Genomic DNA, 19,945 nt, shown 5'->3' with positions numbered 1-19,945 from the left:
GCGGCCATCAAAATTAAGTAGGGCCCTATCTTTTACTTCTGTATGGCACCGAGCTCGAATTTACTGAACACCCAGATCGACGATATCGTGAAAACTGTCCTAGAAGATGCCACCGGGGACGTCTACATGGTCAATCCGTCGCGTGACGCCATCGAGGACTTCGTCTCGGTCGCGACGGCCGACGATGACGACCTGCCGACGGTTCACATGCTCGCCGACGAGCGAACCCTCAAGGACGTCATGGACGACTTCATCGTCGCGAGTAACGCGGCCGATCTGATCGACGCCGGTCGCCTCGAGCTGCGAACGATCGAGGAAGCCCCCGAGAACTCCCTGCTCGTGACCGACGACGCGGTGGTCGCGATCGTCCACGCGGCCGATCGCGTCGGCGGACTGGTGGCCGACGACGAGGAGTTCGTCTCCGCGACGGTCGAGACCTACGCCGGCCGCTGGGACGACGCCGAACCGTTCAGCCTCCGCACGCCGCCGATCACGCGCGTGCGAAACACGCTCTCCGAGGAGATCAGTCCCGAAGCCGAGGACGACTTCACGACGATCCTCGGTTCGCTCGAGACCGCACGCGGCGACGGCGACGGCCTCGACGAGGTCACGATCTCGCTGCTGTTCGCCGCGCGGAACGAGGCGCTGCTATACGACATCAGCAAGTGGGGCGAGGACGTCGGCATCGCCTCGAAGGCGACGTTCAGTCGGACGAAGACCAAGCTGGAGGACATGGGACTGATCGACACCGAGAAGGTCCCGATCGACGTGGGACGGCCGCGGCTTCGCCTGAAGATCGGCGACGAACGCCTCGCCGACGCGGACAACGGGCAGCTCGCGACCGTCGCCCAGAGTATGCTGAACTGAATCGACGCGCCAATTCCCCGGCACCCATCTCACTTCTCCGTCTCTCGCCCCGCCTCTAGTTCCATCTCGCCGGACCGTTCTCCGTGATCGTGGGGCCCCGCGACCGTTGCAGGACATACCGGTCGACGGCCCGCGCCTCGAACGCGGCCGGGAAGTGAAAATCACCAAGGCGCTTGGGTTCCGACGGACCCGTATGTACGAGGCCGTCGCGATCGACCCGGACGACCCAGCGGCCCTCGAAGCCGCGCTCGAAACGGCGACGACCCTGGGATACGACGGGCTGATCCTCCGTGACGGCGCTCGCAATGCTGCCGTCGAAGCCGCGCTCGAGGCCGTCGACCCGGCGATCGACGTCGTTCCCGGCGTCGAGATCGACGCCGACTTGCCGCAGCAAGCCGGCGGCTCGATCGGAAACTACCGTCCCGAGGTGACCGTCCTCTCGGTCGCGGGCGGGACGCCGGCGATGAATCGATTCGCGGTCGAATCCGAGAAGGTGGACGTCCTCGCGCGGCCGATGGCCGACGAGGGCGATCTGAATCACGTCGTGGCGAAGGCGGCGGCCGAGAACGGCGTCCGGATCGAGGTGGACCTCGGGCCGGTGTTGCGGGAGAGCGGCGGACGGCGTGTCCGCAGCCTCCAGGCCCTTCGGAAACTCGTCGAATTGGTCGACCACTACGACGCGCCGTACGTGGTGAGCGCCAACGCGGCGGCACGGTTCGAGCTTCGATCCCCGCGCGAGCTCGCGGCCCTTGGCGAACAGATCGGTCTCTCGACCGACTGGATCGAGGCCGGCCTAGCAGAGTGGGGGACGATCGTCGCGCGAAACAGACGCGTCCAGTCCGAGTCGTTCATAGAACCGGGGGTCGAACGTGGTCGACATGAACCGGACGGTTGAGGAACACGCAGAGCGCTTCGACGACGCTGCAGCCGACTACGACGGCGCCGACCACTCGCCGACCTACCACGACTGCGTCGATCTGGTTATCGAACACGCGCGCGCCGACGGCGCGACCGTCCTCGACATCGGCACCGGGACGGGTGCGATCGCGCTGGCGCTCGCGGCCGACGCCGATCGCGTCATCGGGCGGGACGTCAGCGACGGGATGCTCGAGGTTGCGCGCGAGAAAGCGGCCAATCGGGGCCTCGACGCCGTCTCGTTCGCCAACGGGTCGTTCGTCGACCCCGACTGCGACGCCGACGTCGACGCGGTCGTCTCGAACTTCGCGATGCACCACCTCACGGACGAGCGAAAGCGCACCGCTATCGAGACCATCGCCTCGCTCGAACCGGATCGGGTCGTTCTCGGAGACGTGATGTTCTTCGGCGAACCCGATCCCGACGAACCGTTCTACAGTCCCGAGGTCGACGATCCCGCCACGGTCGGTCACCTCGTCGACGTCTTCACGGACGTCGGCTTCGCCGTTACGGCCGCCGAACGGGTGCACGATCAGGCCGGCGTGCTCGTGGCCGAGCGTGCCGACACGGCCGGCGACGCGGTCGGATCGACGGGAACCGATCGTGCACCGACCGACGCGGCGACTTCCGGTGACGCCGACGGCCCTGCCGGGGGCCAGTCTCCATGAAACACCTCCCGAAGCACCTCCGCCCGCGATGGCGCTACCTCGCCGTCGGCCTCGAATCCCGTGCCGACGCGGCGATCGATCGGCGAAGCTTCCAGCGCGAGTGCTGGTACGCGGCGCAGAACCTCCTCGGCGACCCCGGGAGCGCCGACGCGGACCTCACCGTCGTCGAGTACGAGTTCGAAGCCGGTCGCGGCGAAGCACTGGTCCGGGTTCGCCGGGACGAGACTGGGCCCGCACGCGCCGCGCTCGCGTGTGTCGACACCGTCGACGGGGCGCCCCTCGGCCTGCACGTCCGCGGGACGAGCGGCACGATCCGCGCGGCGACGGAGAAGTTCCTCGAGCGCGACTGACTGAGTGATCGTTCGGCGAAGTGCGGCCGGGTCCCTCTCGGTGTCGATTTCGCGACGGACACGACCCCGTCGATCGACCTGGTCCGGCGATGGGGTCCGTAAACACCCCGTTTTAGCCGATCGGTGATCCCCGGCCGAGGCGGATCGCCGTCGGGTCCGGTAAGTAAACTATTTAGGACGCCGTGGGCAATTCGTGACCGAGAGAAACGTCGTGTTCGGACCCGACGGCGTCGACACCTCGTCGAAGCCGCCAGTCGAAGTGCGGTTCGTCACCGACGCGACAGACCTCGATCTAGCGTGATACTATGCAGGGACAAGCCCAACAGCAGGCGTACGACCGCGGCATCACGATCTTCTCACCTGATGGGCGCCTCTATCAGGTCGAATACGCCCGCGAAGCGGTCAAACGCGGGACGGCGAGCATCGGCATTCGAACGAGCGACGGCGTCGTCCTCGCCGTCGACAAACGGATCCCCTCCCCGCTGCTCGAGGACTCCTCCGTCGAAAAGATCCACAAGGCCGACGACCACATCGGCATCGCCAGCGCGGGCCACGTCGCCGACGCCCGCCAGCTGATCGACTTCGCCCGCCGCCAGGCCCAGGTCAACCAGCTTCGCTACGGCGAACCCATCGGCGTCGAGAGCCTGACGAAGGAGATCACCGACCACATCCAGCAGTACACGCAGGTCGGCGGCGCCCGTCCGTTCGGCGTCGCGCTGATCGTCGGCGGCATCGAAGACGGCGAGCCGCGCCTCTTCGAAACCGATCCGTCGGGGACGCCCTACGAGTGGAAGGCCCTGGCCGTCGGGGCCGACCGCGCGGAACTGCAGGAGTACCTCGAATCGAACTACGACGACGAGGCGACGATCGACGACGGCGTCTCGCTCGCGCTCGACGCCCTCGCCAGCGTCAACGAGGGCTCGCTCCTCCCCACCGAGGTCGGCCTCGCCACCGTCGACGCCGAGACGGAGACCTACCGGGTCTTCGACGACGAGGAGATCGGTTCCCGCCTCGAGGAGACCGACCTGCGCGAGACGCCCGGCGACGAGGACGACGAATAACGCGGCGAACGGAGGATCGGTCGCGCCATCTCGGGCCGCCCGCTCGGTGGAGATCACTGCGATAGCCGCGCCGCCGCAAACCGATGCGCCGGGAACGCATTCGTGCGGTTCGGTCCGGTCACGGATGGGACCGACCCCTCGAGGTCTGGAACGTCGACGGCCTCGATCGCGTCGACCAGCTTCTGGATGATTCGACCCGCACCGGTCGGGAAACACTCTTGTGAGCGCCGGGGAAAGCTATCGGGTATGATATCACTCGACGAGGCGGTGACGGCCCAGCTCGAATCCCACGGCGAGCGATTCGAGGTCCTGGTCGACCCGGACGCGGCGCTGTCGATAAAGCGCGGGGAATTCGACGGCGAGCTGACGGACGTCATCGCCGCCGAGGACGTCTTCGAGGACGCTTCGCGCGGCGACCGGCCCGCCGAGAGCGCGCTCGAGGACGTCTTCGGGACCACGGATCCGCTCGAGATCATCCCGGAGGTGATCGAGCGCGGCGAGATCCAGATCACGGCCGACCAGCGCCGCGAGATGCAAGAGCAGAAGCGAAAGCAACTCATCAACCGGATCGCCAGGAACGCGATCAATCCCCAGATGGACGACGCGCCCCACCCGCCCGAGCGCATCGAGACGGCCCTCGAGGAGGCCGGCTTCCAGGTCGATCCGATGGAGCCGGTCGAACAGCAGGTCGACGACGCGCTCGAGGCGCTGCGGCCGGTCATCCCGATCCGATTCGAGGAGGTGACGGTCGCCGTCCAGCTCCCGGCCGAGTACGCGGGCAGCGCGCAGGCGAAAGTGCGCCAGTACGGCGACCTCGAGCGAGAGGAGTGGCAGGCCGACGGCTCCTGGATCGGCGTCGTCACCTTCCCCGCCGGTCTCCAGAACGACTTCTACGATCTGGTCAACGAGCACACGAGCGGCGAGGCCGAAACCCGGATCGTCAAGGATAAAGACGACCTCCGCACCCGGTAACGTCTCGATCGGTCGGCCGCTCGCGCGGCCGGCGCTCGAACCGTCGCTCGACGGGCCGCTCCCGATTCGCGGTTCACTTTCACCCGCCGCCCGTCGCTCGCCACGGGATTCAAGATGGTCCGGCCCGTAGTGATTCGCATGTATCGATCCGACGAACTCGGGGTGAACCGTTCCCATCCCTGAACCGACCGCACGCACGCATCCGCCGCGGTCGCGCTATCAGGTCAGTCGTGACCGTCCGTCGGACGACCGGCGGACCGAACCGGCGCGGTCGGTGCCGATCGAGAGCGAATCGATCCGACCATGAGAGCCGTCATCGCAAAGCGCGTCGATGACGGTCCCGCCGACACGAGCGAAATTTCCGATCTGGCCCGAGCCGCGGGCTACACGGTCACCGGGGAGGTAACTCAATCCCGACGGGCCGACGCGGCCCTCCAGCTCGGCGAGGGGAAGGTCGACGAACTCGCCCGGGTCGTCGCGGACACCGACGCGACGACGGTCGTCTTCGACAACCGCCTCGGGCCCTACCAGACGTACAACCTCGGCCAGCGACTGCCGGAGGGCGTCGAGGTGATCGATCGATTCACGCTCATCCTCGAGATCTTCGGCCAGCGCGCCCAGACGCGAAAGGCCCAGCTGCAGGTCGAACTCGCGGAGTTGCGCTACGAACTCCCCCGGGCGGAGGCGAAGGCCAGCCTCGCCAAGCGCGACGAGCGACCGGGGTTCATGGGCCTGGGCGAGTACGACGAGGGCCGCGAGGAGGACATCAAGGCCCAGATCAGCCGCATCCGCGACGAACTCGACTCTATCGAGCAGACCGAGGCCCAGCGCCGGGAACGACGCCGTGACTCGGGCTTCGACCTGGTCGCGCTCGCGGGCTACACCAACGCCGGTAAATCGACGCTGCTCCGCCAGCTGGCGACGGATCTGGACGTCGACGAGAACGCGGATCTCCACCCGGATCTCGATCCCACCGCCGAATCCGAGGATCGGCTGTTCACGACGCTCGGAACCACGACGCGCCGCGCCGACATCCCGCCGCGGGACGTCCTGCTGACCGACACGGTCGGCTTCATCTCCGATCTGCCCCACTGGCTCGTCGAGTCGTTCAAGTCGACGCTCGATTCGGTCTACCGGGCCGACCTGGTCCTGCTGGTCGTCGACGTGAGCGAACCGGTCGAGGAGATTCACGAGAAACTCGTCACCTGTCACGACACGCTCTACGAGCGCAACGAGGCGCCGATCGTGACGGTCTTCAACAAGACCGACCGCGTGAGCGACGACGAACTCGCCGACAAGCGCGAGGCGCTCTCGGGGCTGGCACCGAACCCGGTCGCGGTGAGCGCACGCGATGGCACGAACGTCGACGCGCTGCTGGATCGGATCGACGTCGAACTCCCCGACTGGGAGCGCGAGCGCCTCGTCCTGCCGATGACCGACGAGACGATGAGTCTGGTGTCGTGGATCCACGACAACGCCCACGTCGAGGACGTCACCTACGGGGACGAGGACGTGCAGATCTCGTTCGAGGCTCGACCCGCAATCGTCTCGAAGGTGCGAACCCGCGCCGGCGACCTGGAGCCGACCGTGCCGGAATCGTCGTAACCGGCTCGGGGCCGGCTGGCAACCGTCGGCCCCGCACACAAACCGTTTTGGCGCCAGTCGGTGCCCGTTGGGCCATGGTCGATCACGACGTTCTCTACCGGCTCTACGACGAGTACGACACGGCGACGCTTCGCGCGTACCAGGCGTTCGTCGACGTCTTCCCGCCGGTCGATTCGCGGGTGGCCCTGGAGAACTGGGAGCGCGCCAGCGGCGAACTCGAGTCGCGCAAAGCCTCGATCCGCTCGTCGTTCGCCGCGGGGGAGACCCTCGCCGGGATCGCCGCGCGCGCGACGCGGAACCAGGCGTTCACGGCGCTTGACCTGTACGCGACCCACGGGCGGGCGGTGAACGTCCTCGTCCTCGACGTCGACGAGACGCTCCGATCGGCCGCCGGCACCGACAACGAGATCCCCCGGGAGACGCTGCACGCCCTCACCGAGTTCCACGAGGCCGGCGTTCCGATCGTCATCTGCACCGGCCAGACCCTGGAGAACGTCAAGGGCTTTGCCATTCAGGGGCTGGGCAGCAAACTCGTCCACTCCGGCGAGCTGTCGATCGTCTACGAGTCGGGCACCGGCGTGTTCACCCCGGGTCACGGCGCCGAGACGAAGCAGTTGCTCTACGAGGAACTCGACGAACCGATCCGGACGACGTTCGAGGACGTCCGCGCGCGGGTGTTGCCCGAGGCGCCGACCCGACTGCGACGCGGCTGTCACCTGCAGGGAAACGAGTTCAACGTGACGCTGAAGCCGAACTTCGAGATCGGTTCTGCGCAGGCGCGGGCGTTGATCGACGAGGCACTGGTCTACCTGGTCGACCTGCTCGCCGACGCCGTCGCTCGCCGGATCGACGGTGCGAACGGCGACGATGCTGGCGGCGGGTCGATCCGCGATTCGACCCGGGCGTATTACGCGAGCGAGGACGCCGAGATCAGGGGCGTACTCGAACGCGAGGGTGCCTATCCCGATATCGATGCCCCGGAGACGGGGACGGCGCTTCGGGACATGCTCGAGCGGATCGACGTCGCGTACTACGAGGCCGACGCGGCCGAGATCGGCAGCCTCGAACTGAACAAGGCGGCGGGTGTCGACCGGGCGTTCGCCGTCCTGGGCGTCGAAGACCCGTTCGCGCTCGTGATGGGCGATTCGAAGAGCGACCTCCGCGTGATGCGGTGGCTCGACGAGCGCGACGCGGGGATCGCGGCGGCGCCGGGCCACGCCTCGGAGTCCGTCCTCGAACACGTCCTCGCGACCGACGAACTCGTCTTCGACGAGGGCCAGAGCGTCGACGTCCTCCGAACGATCGACGCGATGAACCGGATCGCCCGCCTCGAGTGAGCGGGTGCCGAACCCCGATCGACGCCCCCGGATCGCCCGCTGGCGCGCTCGGGCGGATCGCCGATGCCGACCCGGATCGCCGTCCTTTATGCCCGGGCCCTCGAATCGTGGAATATGACGCTCTCGGACGAACAGCGCGCGATTCGGGACGTGGTTCGCGAGTTCGCGCGCGAGGAGATCCGCCCGGTGGCCCGCGAGGCCGACGAGACCCAGACGTTTCCCGAGGGGATCTGGGACGGCCTCGCCGAACTCGATCTGACGGGGTTGACCGTCCCCGAGGCCTACGGCGGGTTCGACGCCGATCCCGTGACGGCGAGCGTGGTCAACGAGTCGGTCGCTTACGGTTCGCTCGCGGTCGCGACGGCGCTGTCGGTCCACGGGCTCGCGACCTCGTGTCTCGCCACCTTCGGCTCGGAGGCCCAGCAGGAGCGTTGGCTCCCCGAGATGGCGGAGGGGCGGCCGGTCGGCGCCTTCGCGCTCTCCGAGCCTCACGCCGGGTCGAATCCGCGGGCCATGTCGACGGAGGCCCGCCGGGAGGGCGACGAGTACGTCATCGACGGCGAGAAGCAGTGGATCACGAACGGGGAACGTTCGGGCGTGATCGTCCTCTTCGCGAAGACCGATCGCGACGATCCGGACACCGTCACGCAGTTTCTCGTCCCCAAGGACGTCGACGGCCTGTCGGTCGGCGAGAAGGAGGACAAGCTCGGCCTCCGTGCGAGCGACACCACGTCGCTCACCTTCGACGACGTGCGCGTGCCGGCGGAAAACCGCCTGACCGAGGAAGGGCGGGGCCTCTCCGCGGCGTTCGAGATCCTGACGGGCGGTCGCGTCGCCATCGCCTCGCAGGCGGTCGGCCTGGCAGACCACGCGCTCGAGGAAGCGGTCGCGTACAGCCAGGAACGCGAGCAGTTCGGCGGCCCGATCGCCGACATCCAGTCGGTGCGACACAAACTCGCGGAGATGGCGGCCCGGACCGAGTCGGCCCGCCAGCTCACTCGCCACGCCGCCAGGGAGCGCGCGGCCGGCAGCGACGACGCGCCGATGGCCGCGAGCATGGCGAAGTACGTCGCGAGCGAGGCGGCGATGGACGTCACGAACGAGGCCGTCCAGGTCCACGGCGGCTACGGCTACGTCACCGAGGGCGAGGTCGAACGACTCTACCGGGACGCGAAGATCACGGAGATCTACGAGGGGACGACGGAGATCCAGAAGACCGTCATCGCACGGCACCTCCTCGATTGAGATCGTTTGCGGCTCGGACCGAGTATCTATCGGGCGTGTCGGTGATGCGAGCGACGACTCGGTCGACGGTTGGTCGCGACGACGCGAACGATACGAATTTTCCGCTGCGGTTCGAACGGGGTGCCGTGACCGGATACGACGCCGTCGTCTACGATCTCGACGGCACGCTCGTCGATCTCGACGTGGACTGGACGGCCGTGGCGACCGACGTCCGCTCGATCTACCGGCGGGACGGCCTCGAACCACCGGAGGAGCGATCCTGGGCGATCCTCCGGGAGGCGGGGACGCCCGAGCGACGCGCGGAGATCGACGCGACGATCGCCGAGCACGAACGAGCGGGTGCGAGAACGGCCAGCGCGCTCGACCTCGCGTCCGTCGTGGTCGAAGAGCCCGTTCCCGTCGGCGTCTGTTCGCTCAACTGCGAGGCGGCCTGCCGGATCGCGCTCGAGCGTCACGGCCTGGCGAAGGCCGTCGACGCGGTCGTCGGTCGCGATAGCGTACCGACGATGAAACCCGATCCGGAGCCGCTGCTCGCCGCCATCGATCGCCTCCCGGGCGAGTCGGCGAACCCGCTGTTCGTCGGCGACTCCGAGAGCGACGCGACGACGGCCGAGCGAGCAGGGGTGGCGTTTCGGCCCATCGAATCGCATCTGGAGACGGGTCGCCCGGAAACGGGGTGAAAAGCGCGGCCGCCGGAACGCGCGGATACGACGGCCAGTGGTCCGGACTGACGGCAGTCGGCCGGTCCGAAGCCGAAACTCGACCGATCGGGTATCGGCTACGACTCCGCCTGTGTTCGTTTCGCGTAGGCGAAGACGGCGAGGGCGGTGACGAGCCAGACGACGGCGCCGACCCGGATGGCGAACTCGACGCGTTCGCCCCAGGTGGGAAGCGTCGCCGGTATCGAGAGGAGGGCGACCGCGGGGGCTCCGACGACGATCGTAAGGACGAAGGTGACCTGCATCACCCAGCCGTAGTCGAGGCCGTCCGGATCGCTCGTTTCGACGGGTTCCGGCACGGCGGAGGGTCGGTCCCCGCACGTCTTAAAGGCGCCGTCACGCGAGCGAGCGGTCGGGGCGCTCATCGACCGGGACCGTCGGTCGAACCAGTGGGGTTTACTCGCTCGAACCGAAGGTCTAGCCATGGTGAGCGTCCGAGACCTGCGGGCGAAAGCCGGTGAAGAACCGATCACGATGTTGACGGCCTACGACGCCCCCACGGCCGAACTCGTCGACGACGCGGGCGTCGACGTGGTCCTCGTGGGCGACAGCGTGGGCAACGCGATGCTGGGGTACGAGACGACGGTGCCGGTCTCGTTCGACGCCATCGCCCACCACACGAGCGCCGTCGCGCGAGGGGTCGAGGACGCGATGGTCGTCGCGGATATGCCGTTTCTCTCCTTCGGAAGCGACGAGGCGACGAGCGTCGAGAACGCCGGCACCCTGCTGAAGGAGACGGGTTGCGAGGCGGTCAAACTCGAGTGCGGTCCGCACACGGTCGACCTCACTCGCCGACTCGTCGAACTCGGCATCCCGGTGATGGCCCACCTGGGGCTGACGCCCCAGCACGTCAACCAGTACGGCGGCTTTCCGCGGCAGGGGACCGACGCGGAGAGCGCCGAACGTATTCTCGACCTCGCGCGCGAACACGAGGACGCTGGCGCGTTCTCGCTCGTCCTCGAACACGTCCCGTCGAACCTCGCGGCCAGGGTGACCGAGACAATCGACATTCCCACGATCGGGATCGGCGCCGGCCCCGACTGCGACGGCCAGGTGCTCGTCTTTCACGACGCGGTCGGGCTCAGCGAGTGGTCGCCGTCGTTCGCGAAGCGCTTCGGCGACGTTCGCGGCGAGATGGAATCGGCGGTCTCGTCGTACGTCGAGGCGGTCGAATCGGGATCGTTCCCCGCCGACGAACACAGCCACGAGGAGGCGGAGCTGGACGATCTCTACTGACGGCCGCCGCGAGCGGTCAGTTCGAAGGTTACAGCAGGTTCCGCGTTTCGAGGAAGTCGATCAGCACCTCGTTGAAGACCGCCGGGCTCTCGAGCATCGTGAGGTGGGCGGCGCCCTCGATCTCGACGAGCGTCGCGTCCGGGAGGTGGTCCGCCAGGTACTCGTGGAACCAGGGCGGCGTCAGTTTGTCCTCGCTGCCGTAGACGACGAGCGCGGGACCGTCGATCGCGTCGAGGTCGCCTCGCACGTCGAAGCGGTGGCACGAGAGGAAGTCGCGGTGGGTGACGGCGCGGCCCGTCTCGGTCAAAATCGCCCGCGATCGCTCGCGAACGTCCGGGTCGTCCGTCTGGACCAGGTGTCCCGGTTCGACCAGGAAGTCGACGGCGCGCTCGAAGTCCGTCCGCAGCCAGGTGAGCAGGTCGTCGAGGACCCCCAGGCGGGCGCCGGTACCGGCCAGGACGAGGGCGTCGGCGTCGAGGTCGCGTTCGATCGCCAGGTGCATGAGCACCGCGCCGCCGAGCGACGAGCCGACGAGGACGCGGTCGTCGGTCTCCTCGAGCACCGCGAGCACGTCGTCGCCGTAGGCGGCGAACGTCTGGTAGCCGGCGTCGGCGTCGATGTCGTCCGAGTCCCCGTGTCCGCTCAGGTCGAGCGTCGTCACCGGCGTTCGGTTCGCGAGTGGCAGTTGTCCGTTCCAGAGCCGGCCCGTGCCGCCGCTCCCGTGAACGAAACAGAGTCCGGGTCCGCCACCGTCATCTGTGCGATCGACGTGGCGGTAGGCCGTGGTGCGTCCGTGGTGTTCGACCCGCTCCATGCACCGTATTGGACGAGGCGTGCCATAAGCCTGCGGCGAGAGCCCAGCCGACGCGAACCCCGGGGACGTGGACCATCGAGTGAACGCATCGGACTGCAGTCGGGAGGACCGAGCGCAGCTACTGGGAGACAGGGTCTACTGATGGCGGCGGTGTAAGCCGCGCCGATGTGCATATGAGCGCTGGGGACGTTCGATGTGAACCGCGAACAGTCCTCTTTCGGAAAACCGGGAGACACGGGACCTCATCTTTAGAAAGCTTTATATAGTATCGGCGCTTACCTTGAGTTAGTCGAATATGACTCAAACCACCCGTACCGTCGGAGACGAACCGATGGTCAGAACCTACGAGTACGACGACGAACGCGTCGTCGTGGCCGACCTGCCGACGGTCGAGACCGATCCCAGCGTCGACGTCGTCGACGGGACGGCGATCGTCGTGACCGGCGACCGCCAGTTCGAGATCGAGCTTCCCGACGGCGCGAGCGACGCGCACACGTTTATCAAAAACGACGTGCTCAGCATCGAAGTGGAGGACACGCGATGAAAGTCACCGTCAAACCACTGAAACAGAAGGACGCGGGTCGCGGACTCGCCGCCATCGATCGCGCGTCGATGCGCGAGCTCGGACTCGAGAACGGCGATTACATTCTGCTCTCCGCGAGCGGCGAGGGGCGATCCGTCGCGCGCGTCTGGCCGGGCTATCCGGAGGACGAGGGCAAAGGCATCGTCCGGATCGACGGTCGCCTCCGCCAGGAGGCGGGCGTGGGCATCGACGACCGGATCGAGGTCGAACCCGCCGACGTCAACCCGGCGTCGTCGATCACCGTCGCGCTGCCGCAGAACCTGCGCATCCGCGGTGACATCGGCCCGCTCGTCCGCGACAAGCTGAGCGGCCAGGCCGTCACCGAGGGCCAGACCGTGCCGTTCTCGCTCTCGTTCGGACCGATGGCGGGGTCGGGCCAGTCCGTCCCGCTGAAGATCGCCTCGACCTCGCCCTCCGGGACGGTCGTCATCACCGACTCGACCGCGATCGAGATCTCGGAGACGCCGGCCGAGCAGATCCGCTCGGGCGGCGAATCACCCGAGGGCGTTCCGAACGTCACGTACGAGGACATCGGCGGCCTCGAGGACGAACTCGACCAGGTTCGCGAAATGATCGAGCTGCCGATGCGCCACCCCGAGCTGTTCCAGCAGCTGGGCATCGAGCCGCCGAAGGGCGTCCTGCTCCACGGCCCGCCGGGGACCGGCAAGACGCTGATGGCGAAGGCCGTCGCCAACGAGATCGACGCCCACTTCGAGACCATCTCCGGGCCGGAGATCATGTCGAAGTACTACGGCGAGTCCGAAGAGCAGCTGCGCGAGGTCTTCGAGACCGCCGAGGAGAACGCGCCCGCGATCGTCTTCATCGACGAGATCGACTCGATCGCCTCCAAGCGCGAGGAGACCAGCGGCGACGTCGAACGACGCGTGGTCGCCCAGCTCCTCTCGCTGATGGACGGCCTCGAAGAGCGCGGTCGCGTCACCGTCATCGCCGCGACCAACCGGGTCGACTCGATCGATCCCGCGCTGCGACGCGGCGGCCGGTTCGACCGCGAGATCGAGATCGGCGTCCCGGACAAGGAGGGACGCAAGGAGATCTTGCAAGTCCACACCCGCGGGATGCCGCTGACCGAGTCGATCGACCTCGATCAGTACGCCGAGAACACCCACGGCTTCGTCGGCGCGGACCTGGCGACGCTGACCCGCGAGGCGGCGATGAACGCCCTGCGTCGCATCCGACCCGAGCTCGACCTCGAGTCCGACGAGATCGACGCGGACCTGCTCGAATCGTTGCAGGTGACGGAGTCCGACTTCAAGGAAGCGCTCAAGGGGATCCAGCCCTCCGCGCTTCGGGAGGTCTTCGTCGAGGTGCCGGACGTCACCTGGGCCGACGTCGGCGGCCTCGAGGACACCAAAGAGCGGCTCCGCGAGACGATCCAGTGGCCGCTCGACTACCCCGAGGTCTACGCCCAGATGGACATGCAGGCGCCGAAGGGCGTCCTCATGTACGGTCCGCCGGGGACGGGGAAGACGCTGCTCGCGAAGGCCATCGCCAACGAGTCCCAGTCGAACTTCATCTCGATCAAGGGGCCCGAACTGCTCAACAAGTTCGTCGGCGAGTCCGAGAAGGGCATCCGCGAGGTCTTCGAGAAGGCCCGCTCGAACGCCCCGACCGTGATCTTCTTCGACGAGATCGACTCGATCGCGGGCGAGCGCGGCCGGACGACCGGCGACTCCGGCGTCTCCGAGCGGATGGTCAGTCAGCTGCTGACCGAACTCGACGGGCTCGAGGAGCTCGAGGACGTCGTCGTCATCGCGACGACGAACCGACCCGACCTGATCGACCCGGCGCTGCTGCGTCCCGGTCGGCTGGACCGCCACGTCCACGTGCCGGTCCCCGACGAAGCGGCCCGCCGGAAGATCTTCGAGGTCCACACGAAGGACAAGCCGCTGGCCGACGCGGTCGACCTCGACTGGCTCGCGGCCGAGACCGAGGGCTACGTCGGCGCGGACATCGAGGCCGTCACTCGCGAGGCCTCGATGGCGGCGACCCGGGAGTTCGTCAACTCCGTCGACCCCGAGGATATGCCGGACACGATCTCGAACGTCCGCATCTCGAAGGAGCACTTCGAGCAGGCCCTCGAGGAGGTCTCCCCGAGCGTGACCAGCGACACCAGGGAACGCTACGAGGAGATCGAAGAGGAGTTCGACGCGGCCGAACCGGCGACCCAGAAGGATCAACTCGGTCGGACCTTCCAGTAGGACCTTTTTGTCGGGTCTCGCTCCCTTCGGTCGCGTTGACCCGACAAAAATCTCCACCAAAAACCGCACCGCGTCGGAACGAACCGTTGTGACGGATACGCTCTCTCCGCGATCGGTTCCCTCCGTTTTTGACCGTGTGTCTCCGATGGACGGCGGACAGCCCGTGGTTACAGCTCCGCCAGGACCTCCTCGGCGTGGCCCTCGGGCGTGACACCTTCGAAGGCCGCCTGGATCGTCCCGTCGGGACCGACGACGTACGTGTTGCGAAAGACGCCGTCGAACGTGTTGCCGAACATCTGTTTCTCGCCGTAGGAGTCGTAGGCCGTTGCGACGCTGCCGTCCTCGTCCGAGAGCAGGTGGAAGTCGAGGTCGTAGTCGTCGGCGAAGTCGGCCAGGTCCTCGACCGGGTCGTCGCTGATGCCGAGGACGACGGCGTCGTGGTCGTCGAGCCGCGGGCGGGCGTCGCGGAATTCGCAGGCCTCGACGGTGCAGCCCTCGGTGTTCGCCCGCGGGTAGAAGTAGACGACGACCGGCCGGCCGGCGAAGGATTCGAGCGAGACGGACTCGCCGTGCTGATTCGGCAGTTCGAAGGACGGGGCGTCGGTTCCGACGTCGAGCATATGCGGCCGTTGGGTCGAACCCAACGTAGAGGTGTCGGTAGCGGACCCGGTGTCACCCACAGCCGTGCTCGTCACTCGAGCGGCTCGGCCGCGTCCCGCTCGATGAGGGGCGTCGCGTTCGCCTCGGGGAGCGTCACCACGTCGTCGCTCGAGAGCGTGTACTCCCGATCGTCGACGCCGAGGATGGCTCCGACGTCGCTTTTGATCTGGACGGTGACGCGATCGACGTCGCGATCGGACACGCTCGACTCGTCGGCGGCGCTCCCGTCCGGGTCGCCGTCGCTCGGACGGGTCGGCGTCCCGTCGGTCGACCGGTCCGACGAGTCGCCGGCCGCTCGATCCGCGGTCCCGTCGGGTGAGCCGTCCGATGTCTCGCCTGTCGATCGATCCGTTCCTTCGTCGACCGATCGGTTCGCGGACTCGTCGCTCCTCGAATCGTCGCTCGCAGCCGGCGAGTCGCCGGCCATCACGTCGGCGGCCGAGACGCCGCCCTCGTCGACGGTCGGCGACGTCCCGGTCGGATCGTGCCCCTCTTCCGGCGGTGCTGGCGGCGCCTCGGTCGCCGACGGCGGCTGCGAACTGTCGGGCGTCGGTCCGTCGGCGACGCCCTCGCCGTCGAGCACCGAGAGAATCTCCGCCTTGTTCGTCTCGATCCGTTCGACGAGGTCGGAAAAGAGGGCTCGCTCCTCGTCGGTGAGCCCCTCCGAATCGGCGTTCAGCCCGGCTGCGGCCAGGCTCGCCTGTTTGACGAGCTTGCCCATGCGGCGCTCGTAGATGGCCTCCGCGACGTCCTTCGCCGTCTCGATCTCGTTCGTCAGTCGCGTCACGTCCGGGGAGGCGAACGGGTCGTCGCTGGCCGCGGCGAGGTCGTCGCGCTCGGCCTCGAGCGAATCGATGTACTCGCCGACCTCGCGGTAGAACGACGGGCGCAGGTCCTGGAGACTGTCGCGCTGGCGTTCGGTATTGCGCACGGAGCGGAGTTCTTCCAGGTTCATAGTGCGTAGCAGTCGTCGTTCGTTCGGCCGCGGCCGCAGGTCGATCGCGCGTTACTCGCCTGCCGCGCCGATCACTCGCGTTCCTTCTCGGCGCGTCCGCGCGCCATCAGGAACAGCGCGACGTACTCTGGTAGTGACTGATCTCCCTCGGATACTGTAAAGCTGTCGCCACCGAGTTCGACCACACCGGGTCCGGTTACCTGGACCGAAATCTCGTGGCCGGTGAACGTCTCCGGGACGGCGTCGACGAGCGGGTCGAAGTCCGCCAGTGCGTCCCGGTCGATCCGGCGGACGGCGAGGGCGCTACCGCCGTGGAGGCTGCCCGGTAATCGGATGAGCCGATTGGTGTCGGTCGTCACGGGTTCGTCGATGGGCGCGTTCTCGGCCGCGACGGTTCGCTCGGCGAATCGCTCCGCCAGTTGCGCCACTGCGGTGTGGACGGTGACGTTCCCGGCGTCGATCGCCTCCCGGTTCGTCCGCGCGGCGGTGAGCGCGGCCTCGGCTCTTCCCTCGCCGATGCCGTCGAACGACTGGAGTTCTTGGATCGCGTCGGCGTCGTCCATCGCGAGGACGTCGTCGAGGTAGTCAGTGAACCGGCGGTGGATCCGCGCTCCCCAGCCGCCCGCGGTGGTAAGCGTTCGCCGCTCGGTCGGCGTCTTTCGGCCCATCCCGGCGACGGTCTCGGTCTCGATCAACTCGTCGTACTCGAGACCGATCCCCCGGACGTAGTCGACGATCTCGCGACGGTGTTCGCGTTCGAGGTGGCGGACGGCGTCGTCGCGCACGTGAACGTGATAGCCGCGACCGCCCGAGAAGACGATCTGTAACTCCTCGAACCCGAAATCGTCTTCGAGAAAATCTAGCAGGCGATAGAGCGCATCTTTACAGGTGGCGAGCATCTCGGCGTAGGAGTCCTCGCCGAGCGTGACCCCGGGGAGGTGATCCGCGTCGAGGTCGAATACGAGGTCCGCGTCGCGCCACCCTTTCTCGTCCATCGACCCCGCCCCCGGGTCGTCGTACCGGCCGGCGGAGAAGTAGACGTGCTGGGGCCGTTCCCGCTCGAGGAAGGTCTCGACGTCCCCGAGATCGAGCAGGGACCGGTGGCGGATCATGCGGGTGTCGGGTCCCGCCGTCCAGGGGATGTAGCCCCACTCTCGTGCGTTCGCGTCGGGCGGCGGCGTGATCGACGCTCGCCGGTAGTAATCCCGGAATCGACCCCGCAGATAGGCCCGGGTTCGCTCCTCCATGCGCCCGCTACTCGCCGGGCCGAGTGTATAACTGTATTGGGACCGTGATCCCGTGACCGTCGATCGATCCCGCAGTCACCGACGCACGAAGTCCGCGAGCTTGTCGGTGAGGCCGACGTCGGTATTCAGTTTGAGGTAGTAGGCGTCGCCGCCGTCCTCGTAGTAGTTGTCGATCCGCCGGGTAATCTCGAAGCCGAGGTGCTCGTAGAACTGGAGGGCGTTCTCGTTTGTCGTCCGCGCGTGGCAGGTCACCGAGCGGTGGTCGGAGACGACGGTGCCGACGAGTTGCTTGCCGATACCTTCGCCGCGACAGTCGGGATCGACCGCGAGAAAGAGAATGTAGCCGTCGCGCCGAACGGTGACGAAGCCGGCGAGCGTGGTCGACTCGTGGTCGGTGAAGATGCAGTGGACCGTCGAGCGGCGGTACGCGTCGGTGAAGAAGTCCCGGCGTTGTTTCAACACCCCCTCCCGCTCGTGGATCGTCTCCTTGAGCTCCCACGCCTCCGCCACGTAGTCGTCGGTGCCCGCGGGGACGGTCCGGCGGTCGATGTTGACGCTCACTGGGTGGAGATACCATCGTCGACAATATAATTCCACCGGCAATCGGCGACCGATTCGACCGCTCGGTCCGTCGACGTGACGGTTCGACGCGGTGACCGCAGCCGGGTTCACACCGTCTTCGAGGTGAGCGCCGAATCCGCCCGGGACCGATGGACCTACGGCGGGCGCCGGCGAACCGTCGACCGATGCCGTACGAGCTTCGCGAGCACACCGCCGACGTCGCTGTCGAGGCGACGGGCGAGACGCTCGCAGCCGTCTTCGAGGCCGCGGCGGAGGGGCTCGCGGCGGCGAGTTGCGAGGCGATACCCGCGGGCGGGGATCGATTCTCCCTCGCGGTCGCGGCCGAGTCGCGCGAGGCGTTGCTCTTCGAGTACCTCGACGAGCTCATCTACGAACGCGACGTCAGAGGTGTCCTTCCCGTCGACCACGCGGTCGAGATCGACCGACCGGGCGAGACGGGCGACGCCGACCCGACGTGGTCGCTGGAGGGTGCGGCGCGGGGCGTGCCGCTCGAATCGATCGCCGCTCGCGAGGTGAAGGCCGTCACCTACGCAGATATGCGACTCGAACCCACCGATGACGGCTGGATCGCGTACGTCGTCTTCGACGTGTGACTCGGATTCGGCGTCCGTGACGGGCCCTCGACTCCCACGGTATCGACATCCCCACCGCGATGACGCACCGGTTCGCACCGACCGCCGGGACCTCGTGCTGCGTGGACCGTCGGTGGTCGTTTTTCACCGAGTCCGTGGTAACCGGGATATGTCGAGTGACTCGTCGGCCGGCCGCGCAACGTCACCCGGTCGCGTTCACCCGTTCGGCCGGCTGGCTGCCGCCGCGCTCACGATCGGGGCGGTGGTGCTGTCCAGCGGTATCGGGCGCGCTCACGAGGAGTACGTCACGGACGAGCGCGAGGACGTCGAACTGGCGGCGTTCTATCGGGAGGCACTGTCCGACCCGGCGGTCGTCGGCCCGTTGCTCGTCGCGGGCGTCGCGCTCGCGCTCGCGATCGGGGCGTACCTCTACGGGCGGCCGGTCCGTCGCGACCTGCTCGCCTTTCGGGTCGCGATGAGCGAGTACCGCGAGTACGTCCCCTGGTTGCTTCGCATCTCGTTCGGTATTCCCCTGATCGGCGCCGGTTTCAGCGGCTACTTCGTCAGTCCGGCGGTCGCGGCCGACGTGCGACTCCTCCAGGTTCTGCTCGGGTTCCTGCTGTTGTTCGGCCTCACAACCCGTCTTGCCGCGATCGCGGCGCTCGTCGTCTACGTGGTCGGGCTGGCGTTCGCCCCGGCGCTCTTGCTCCAGTTCGAGGTGGTCGGCGGCGCGCTCGCGATCGCGATCCTCGGGGGCGGGACGCCGAGCGCGGATCACGTACTACTCCGGCTCGCCGAGACGGAGGGGACGATCACCGGCCGGTTCGACACGGTGGCTCGGTTCGGCCACGCGATCCAGGCCCGGGTCGCGCCGCTTCGCCGGTACGTCCCGACCGTCTGTCGGATCGGCCTCGGCCTGACGTTCGTCTACCTCGGCGCGAGTCAGAAGCTCCTCGATCCGGGACTCGCCCTGGCCGTCGTGTCCCGGTACGATCTCTCCGGGGTTCTTCCGGTTCCGCCGGAGCTGTGGGTGCTCGGCGCCGGACTGACCGAAATCCTCCTCGGTCTGGGGCTGCTGGTCGGGGCGTTCACCAGGGCCGTCTCGGTCACCGCACTGGTCGTCTTCACCGCCACGCTGTTCGCCCTGCCGGACGATCCCGTACTCGCTCACGTCGGGCTGTTCGGGTTGGCGTCGGTCCTCCTGATCACCGGCGCCGGGCCGTGGTCCGTCGACGCCCGGCTCTCCCGGCACGATCCCACCGTTCACGTTCCGTCGCCCGGTGACCCCGTGCCGACGACGGACGACTGACGGATCGACCGACGGGTGGGAACCGACGG

General features: G+C 67.8%; 20 protein-coding genes and 1 pseudogene. 15 read left to right on the top strand and 6 right to left on the bottom strand.

Going from position 1 to position 19,945, the window contains the following annotated elements; translation table 11 throughout:
• Positions 1–42: 42 nt before the first annotated feature.
• From tbsP to MXA07_RS12255, 10 genes and pseudogenes are all read left to right on the top strand, one after another.
• Positions 43–867, top strand: a complete 825-nt coding sequence (gene tbsP / locus MXA07_RS12300) for a transcriptional regulator TbsP (protein ID WP_247728889.1) — start codon at positions 43–45, stop codon at positions 865–867.
• A gap of 193 nt (positions 868–1,060) precedes the next feature.
• Positions 1,061–1,762, top strand: a complete 702-nt coding sequence (locus MXA07_RS12295) for an RNase P subunit p30 family protein (protein ID WP_247728888.1) — start codon at positions 1,061–1,063, stop codon at positions 1,760–1,762.
• On the top strand, positions 1,746–2,450 hold the full coding sequence (locus MXA07_RS12290; RefSeq protein WP_247728887.1) for a class I SAM-dependent methyltransferase: 705 nt from the start codon (positions 1,746–1,748) through the stop codon (positions 2,448–2,450). Before MXA07_RS12295 ends, MXA07_RS12290 begins: the two co-directional genes overlap by 17 nt.
• Positions 2,447–2,794 (top strand): annotated as a pseudogene (locus tag MXA07_RS12285) (Rpp14/Pop5 family protein); the annotation flags it as partial. The gene MXA07_RS12290 and the pseudogene MXA07_RS12285, both read left to right, overlap by 4 nt.
• Before the next feature lie 311 nt (positions 2,795–3,105).
• Positions 3,106–3,861: an archaeal proteasome endopeptidase complex subunit alpha gene (gene psmA, locus MXA07_RS12280; RefSeq protein WP_247728886.1), complete on the top strand. Its 756-nt coding sequence runs from the start codon at positions 3,106–3,108 to the stop codon at positions 3,859–3,861.
• A gap of 246 nt (positions 3,862–4,107) precedes the next feature.
• Complete coding sequence (locus MXA07_RS12275) at positions 4,108–4,833, top strand: ribosome assembly factor SBDS (protein WP_247728885.1); 726 nt, start codon at positions 4,108–4,110, stop codon at positions 4,831–4,833.
• 303 nt (positions 4,834–5,136) lie between these two features.
• The gene (hflX, locus tag MXA07_RS12270; protein WP_247728884.1) at positions 5,137–6,438 is read left to right on the top strand and encodes a GTPase HflX; all 1,302 of its coding nucleotides are present in this window, start codon (positions 5,137–5,139) and stop codon (positions 6,436–6,438) included.
• A 74-nt stretch (positions 6,439–6,512) separates the two neighbouring features.
• Positions 6,513–7,775, top strand: coding sequence for an HAD family hydrolase (locus MXA07_RS12265; protein ID WP_247728883.1), 1,263 nt, complete (start codon positions 6,513–6,515; stop codon positions 7,773–7,775).
• Positions 7,776–7,889: 114 nt separating this feature from the next.
• Entirely contained in the window at positions 7,890–9,020 is a 1,131-nt protein-coding gene (locus tag MXA07_RS12260; RefSeq protein ID WP_247728882.1) for an acyl-CoA dehydrogenase family protein, read from the top strand.
• A 125-nt stretch (positions 9,021–9,145) separates the two neighbouring features.
• A complete protein-coding gene (locus MXA07_RS12255) occupies positions 9,146–9,700 on the top strand; it encodes an HAD family hydrolase (protein WP_247728881.1) in 555 nt (184 codons plus the stop codon).
• Between the two features lie 98 nt (positions 9,701–9,798).
• On the opposite strand, the gene MXA07_RS12250 is transcribed toward MXA07_RS12255, so the two are convergent.
• Entirely contained in the window at positions 9,799–10,038 is a 240-nt protein-coding gene (locus tag MXA07_RS12250) for a DUF5822 domain-containing protein (RefSeq protein ID WP_247728880.1), read from the bottom strand.
• Positions 10,039–10,162: 124 nt separating this feature from the next.
• On the opposite strand from MXA07_RS12250, the gene panB reads away from it, so the two are divergent.
• Positions 10,163–10,975: a 3-methyl-2-oxobutanoate hydroxymethyltransferase gene (gene panB, locus MXA07_RS12245; protein WP_247728879.1), complete on the top strand. Its 813-nt coding sequence runs from the start codon at positions 10,163–10,165 to the stop codon at positions 10,973–10,975.
• Between the two features lie 28 nt (positions 10,976–11,003).
• On the opposite strand, the gene MXA07_RS12240 is transcribed toward panB, so the two are convergent.
• Entirely contained in the window at positions 11,004–11,789 is a 786-nt protein-coding gene (locus tag MXA07_RS12240) for an alpha/beta fold hydrolase (RefSeq protein ID WP_247728878.1), read from the bottom strand.
• A gap of 295 nt (positions 11,790–12,084) precedes the next feature.
• Here MXA07_RS12240 and MXA07_RS12235 point away from each other — a divergent pair, with 295 nt between their 5' ends.
• Both MXA07_RS12235 and MXA07_RS12230 read left to right on the top strand, forming a co-directional pair.
• Positions 12,085–12,333: a DUF7127 family protein gene (locus tag MXA07_RS12235; protein WP_425492155.1), complete on the top strand. Its 249-nt coding sequence runs from the start codon at positions 12,085–12,087 to the stop codon at positions 12,331–12,333.
• On the top strand, positions 12,330–14,591 hold the full coding sequence (locus MXA07_RS12230; protein ID WP_247728876.1) for a CDC48 family AAA ATPase: 2,262 nt from the start codon (positions 12,330–12,332) through the stop codon (positions 14,589–14,591). Before MXA07_RS12235 ends, MXA07_RS12230 begins: the two co-directional genes overlap by 4 nt.
• Positions 14,592–14,758: 167 nt before the next feature.
• Here MXA07_RS12230 and bcp read toward each other — a convergent pair whose 3' ends face one another.
• From bcp to MXA07_RS12210, 4 genes are all read right to left on the bottom strand, one after another.
• Positions 14,759–15,211, bottom strand: coding sequence for a thioredoxin-dependent thiol peroxidase (gene bcp, locus MXA07_RS12225; RefSeq protein WP_247728875.1), 453 nt, complete (start codon positions 15,209–15,211; stop codon positions 14,759–14,761).
• Positions 15,212–15,282: 71 nt separating this feature from the next.
• Entirely contained in the window at positions 15,283–16,206 is a 924-nt protein-coding gene (locus MXA07_RS12220; protein WP_247728874.1) for a DNA replication complex subunit Gins51, read from the bottom strand.
• A gap of 71 nt (positions 16,207–16,277) precedes the next feature.
• On the bottom strand, positions 16,278–17,453 hold the full coding sequence (priS, locus tag MXA07_RS12215) for a DNA primase small subunit PriS (protein WP_247728873.1): 1,176 nt from the start codon (positions 17,451–17,453) through the stop codon (positions 16,278–16,280).
• A gap of 75 nt (positions 17,454–17,528) precedes the next feature.
• Positions 17,529–18,014, bottom strand: coding sequence for a GNAT family N-acetyltransferase (locus tag MXA07_RS12210; RefSeq protein WP_247728872.1), 486 nt, complete (start codon positions 18,012–18,014; stop codon positions 17,529–17,531).
• Between the two features lie 185 nt (positions 18,015–18,199).
• Between MXA07_RS12210 and MXA07_RS12205 the strand changes: the two genes are divergently transcribed.
• Positions 18,200–18,628, top strand: coding sequence for an archease (locus MXA07_RS12205; RefSeq protein WP_247728871.1), 429 nt, complete (start codon positions 18,200–18,202; stop codon positions 18,626–18,628).
• Positions 18,629–18,776: 148 nt separating this feature from the next.
• A complete protein-coding gene (locus tag MXA07_RS12200; protein WP_247728870.1) occupies positions 18,777–19,916 on the top strand; it encodes a DoxX family membrane protein in 1,140 nt (379 codons plus the stop codon).
• The last annotated feature ends 29 nt before the right edge of the window (positions 19,917–19,945 follow it).

Source organism: Halovivax limisalsi (genome assembly GCF_023093535.1).
In the GTDB taxonomy this organism is placed as follows: Archaea; Halobacteriota; Halobacteria; order Halobacteriales; family Natrialbaceae; genus Halovivax; species Halovivax limisalsi.
Note: the sequence above shows the minus strand (reverse complement) of the source record. Positions and strands in the feature narration are given on the sequence as shown.

What these genes read in the sequence shown, in the direction of transcription:
- tbsP (WP_247728889.1), top strand. Translation starts at nt 43, where the DNA reads ATGGCACCGAGCTCGAATTTACTGAACACCCAGATCGACGATATCGTG.
- MXA07_RS12295 (WP_247728888.1), top strand. Translation starts at nt 1,061, where the DNA reads ATGTACGAGGCCGTCGCGATCGACCCGGACGACCCAGCGGCCCTCGAA.
- MXA07_RS12290 (WP_247728887.1), top strand. Translation starts at nt 1,746, where the DNA reads ATGAACCGGACGGTTGAGGAACACGCAGAGCGCTTCGACGACGCTGCA.
- psmA (WP_247728886.1), top strand. Translation starts at nt 3,106, where the DNA reads ATGCAGGGACAAGCCCAACAGCAGGCGTACGACCGCGGCATCACGATC.
- MXA07_RS12275 (WP_247728885.1), top strand. Translation starts at nt 4,108, where the DNA reads ATGATATCACTCGACGAGGCGGTGACGGCCCAGCTCGAATCCCACGGC.
- hflX (WP_247728884.1), top strand. Translation starts at nt 5,137, where the DNA reads ATGAGAGCCGTCATCGCAAAGCGCGTCGATGACGGTCCCGCCGACACG.
- MXA07_RS12265 (WP_247728883.1), top strand. Translation starts at nt 6,513, where the DNA reads ATGGTCGATCACGACGTTCTCTACCGGCTCTACGACGAGTACGACACG.
- MXA07_RS12260 (WP_247728882.1), top strand. Translation starts at nt 7,890, where the DNA reads ATGACGCTCTCGGACGAACAGCGCGCGATTCGGGACGTGGTTCGCGAG.
- panB (WP_247728879.1), top strand. Translation starts at nt 10,163, where the DNA reads ATGGTGAGCGTCCGAGACCTGCGGGCGAAAGCCGGTGAAGAACCGATC.
- MXA07_RS12240 (WP_247728878.1), bottom strand. Translation starts at nt 11,789, where the DNA reads ATGGAGCGGGTCGAACACCACGGACGCACCACGGCCTACCGCCACGTC.
- MXA07_RS12235 (WP_425492155.1), top strand. Translation starts at nt 12,085, where the DNA reads ATGACTCAAACCACCCGTACCGTCGGAGACGAACCGATGGTCAGAACC.
- MXA07_RS12230 (WP_247728876.1), top strand. Translation starts at nt 12,330, where the DNA reads ATGAAAGTCACCGTCAAACCACTGAAACAGAAGGACGCGGGTCGCGGA.
- bcp (WP_247728875.1), bottom strand. Translation starts at nt 15,211, where the DNA reads ATGCTCGACGTCGGAACCGACGCCCCGTCCTTCGAACTGCCGAATCAG.
- MXA07_RS12220 (WP_247728874.1), bottom strand. Translation starts at nt 16,206, where the DNA reads ATGAACCTGGAAGAACTCCGCTCCGTGCGCAATACCGAACGCCAGCGC.
- priS (WP_247728873.1), bottom strand. Translation starts at nt 17,453, where the DNA reads ATGGAGGAGCGAACCCGGGCCTATCTGCGGGGTCGATTCCGGGATTAC.
- MXA07_RS12205 (WP_247728871.1), top strand. Translation starts at nt 18,200, where the DNA reads ATGCCGTACGAGCTTCGCGAGCACACCGCCGACGTCGCTGTCGAGGCG.
- MXA07_RS12200 (WP_247728870.1), top strand. Translation starts at nt 18,777, where the DNA reads ATGTCGAGTGACTCGTCGGCCGGCCGCGCAACGTCACCCGGTCGCGTT.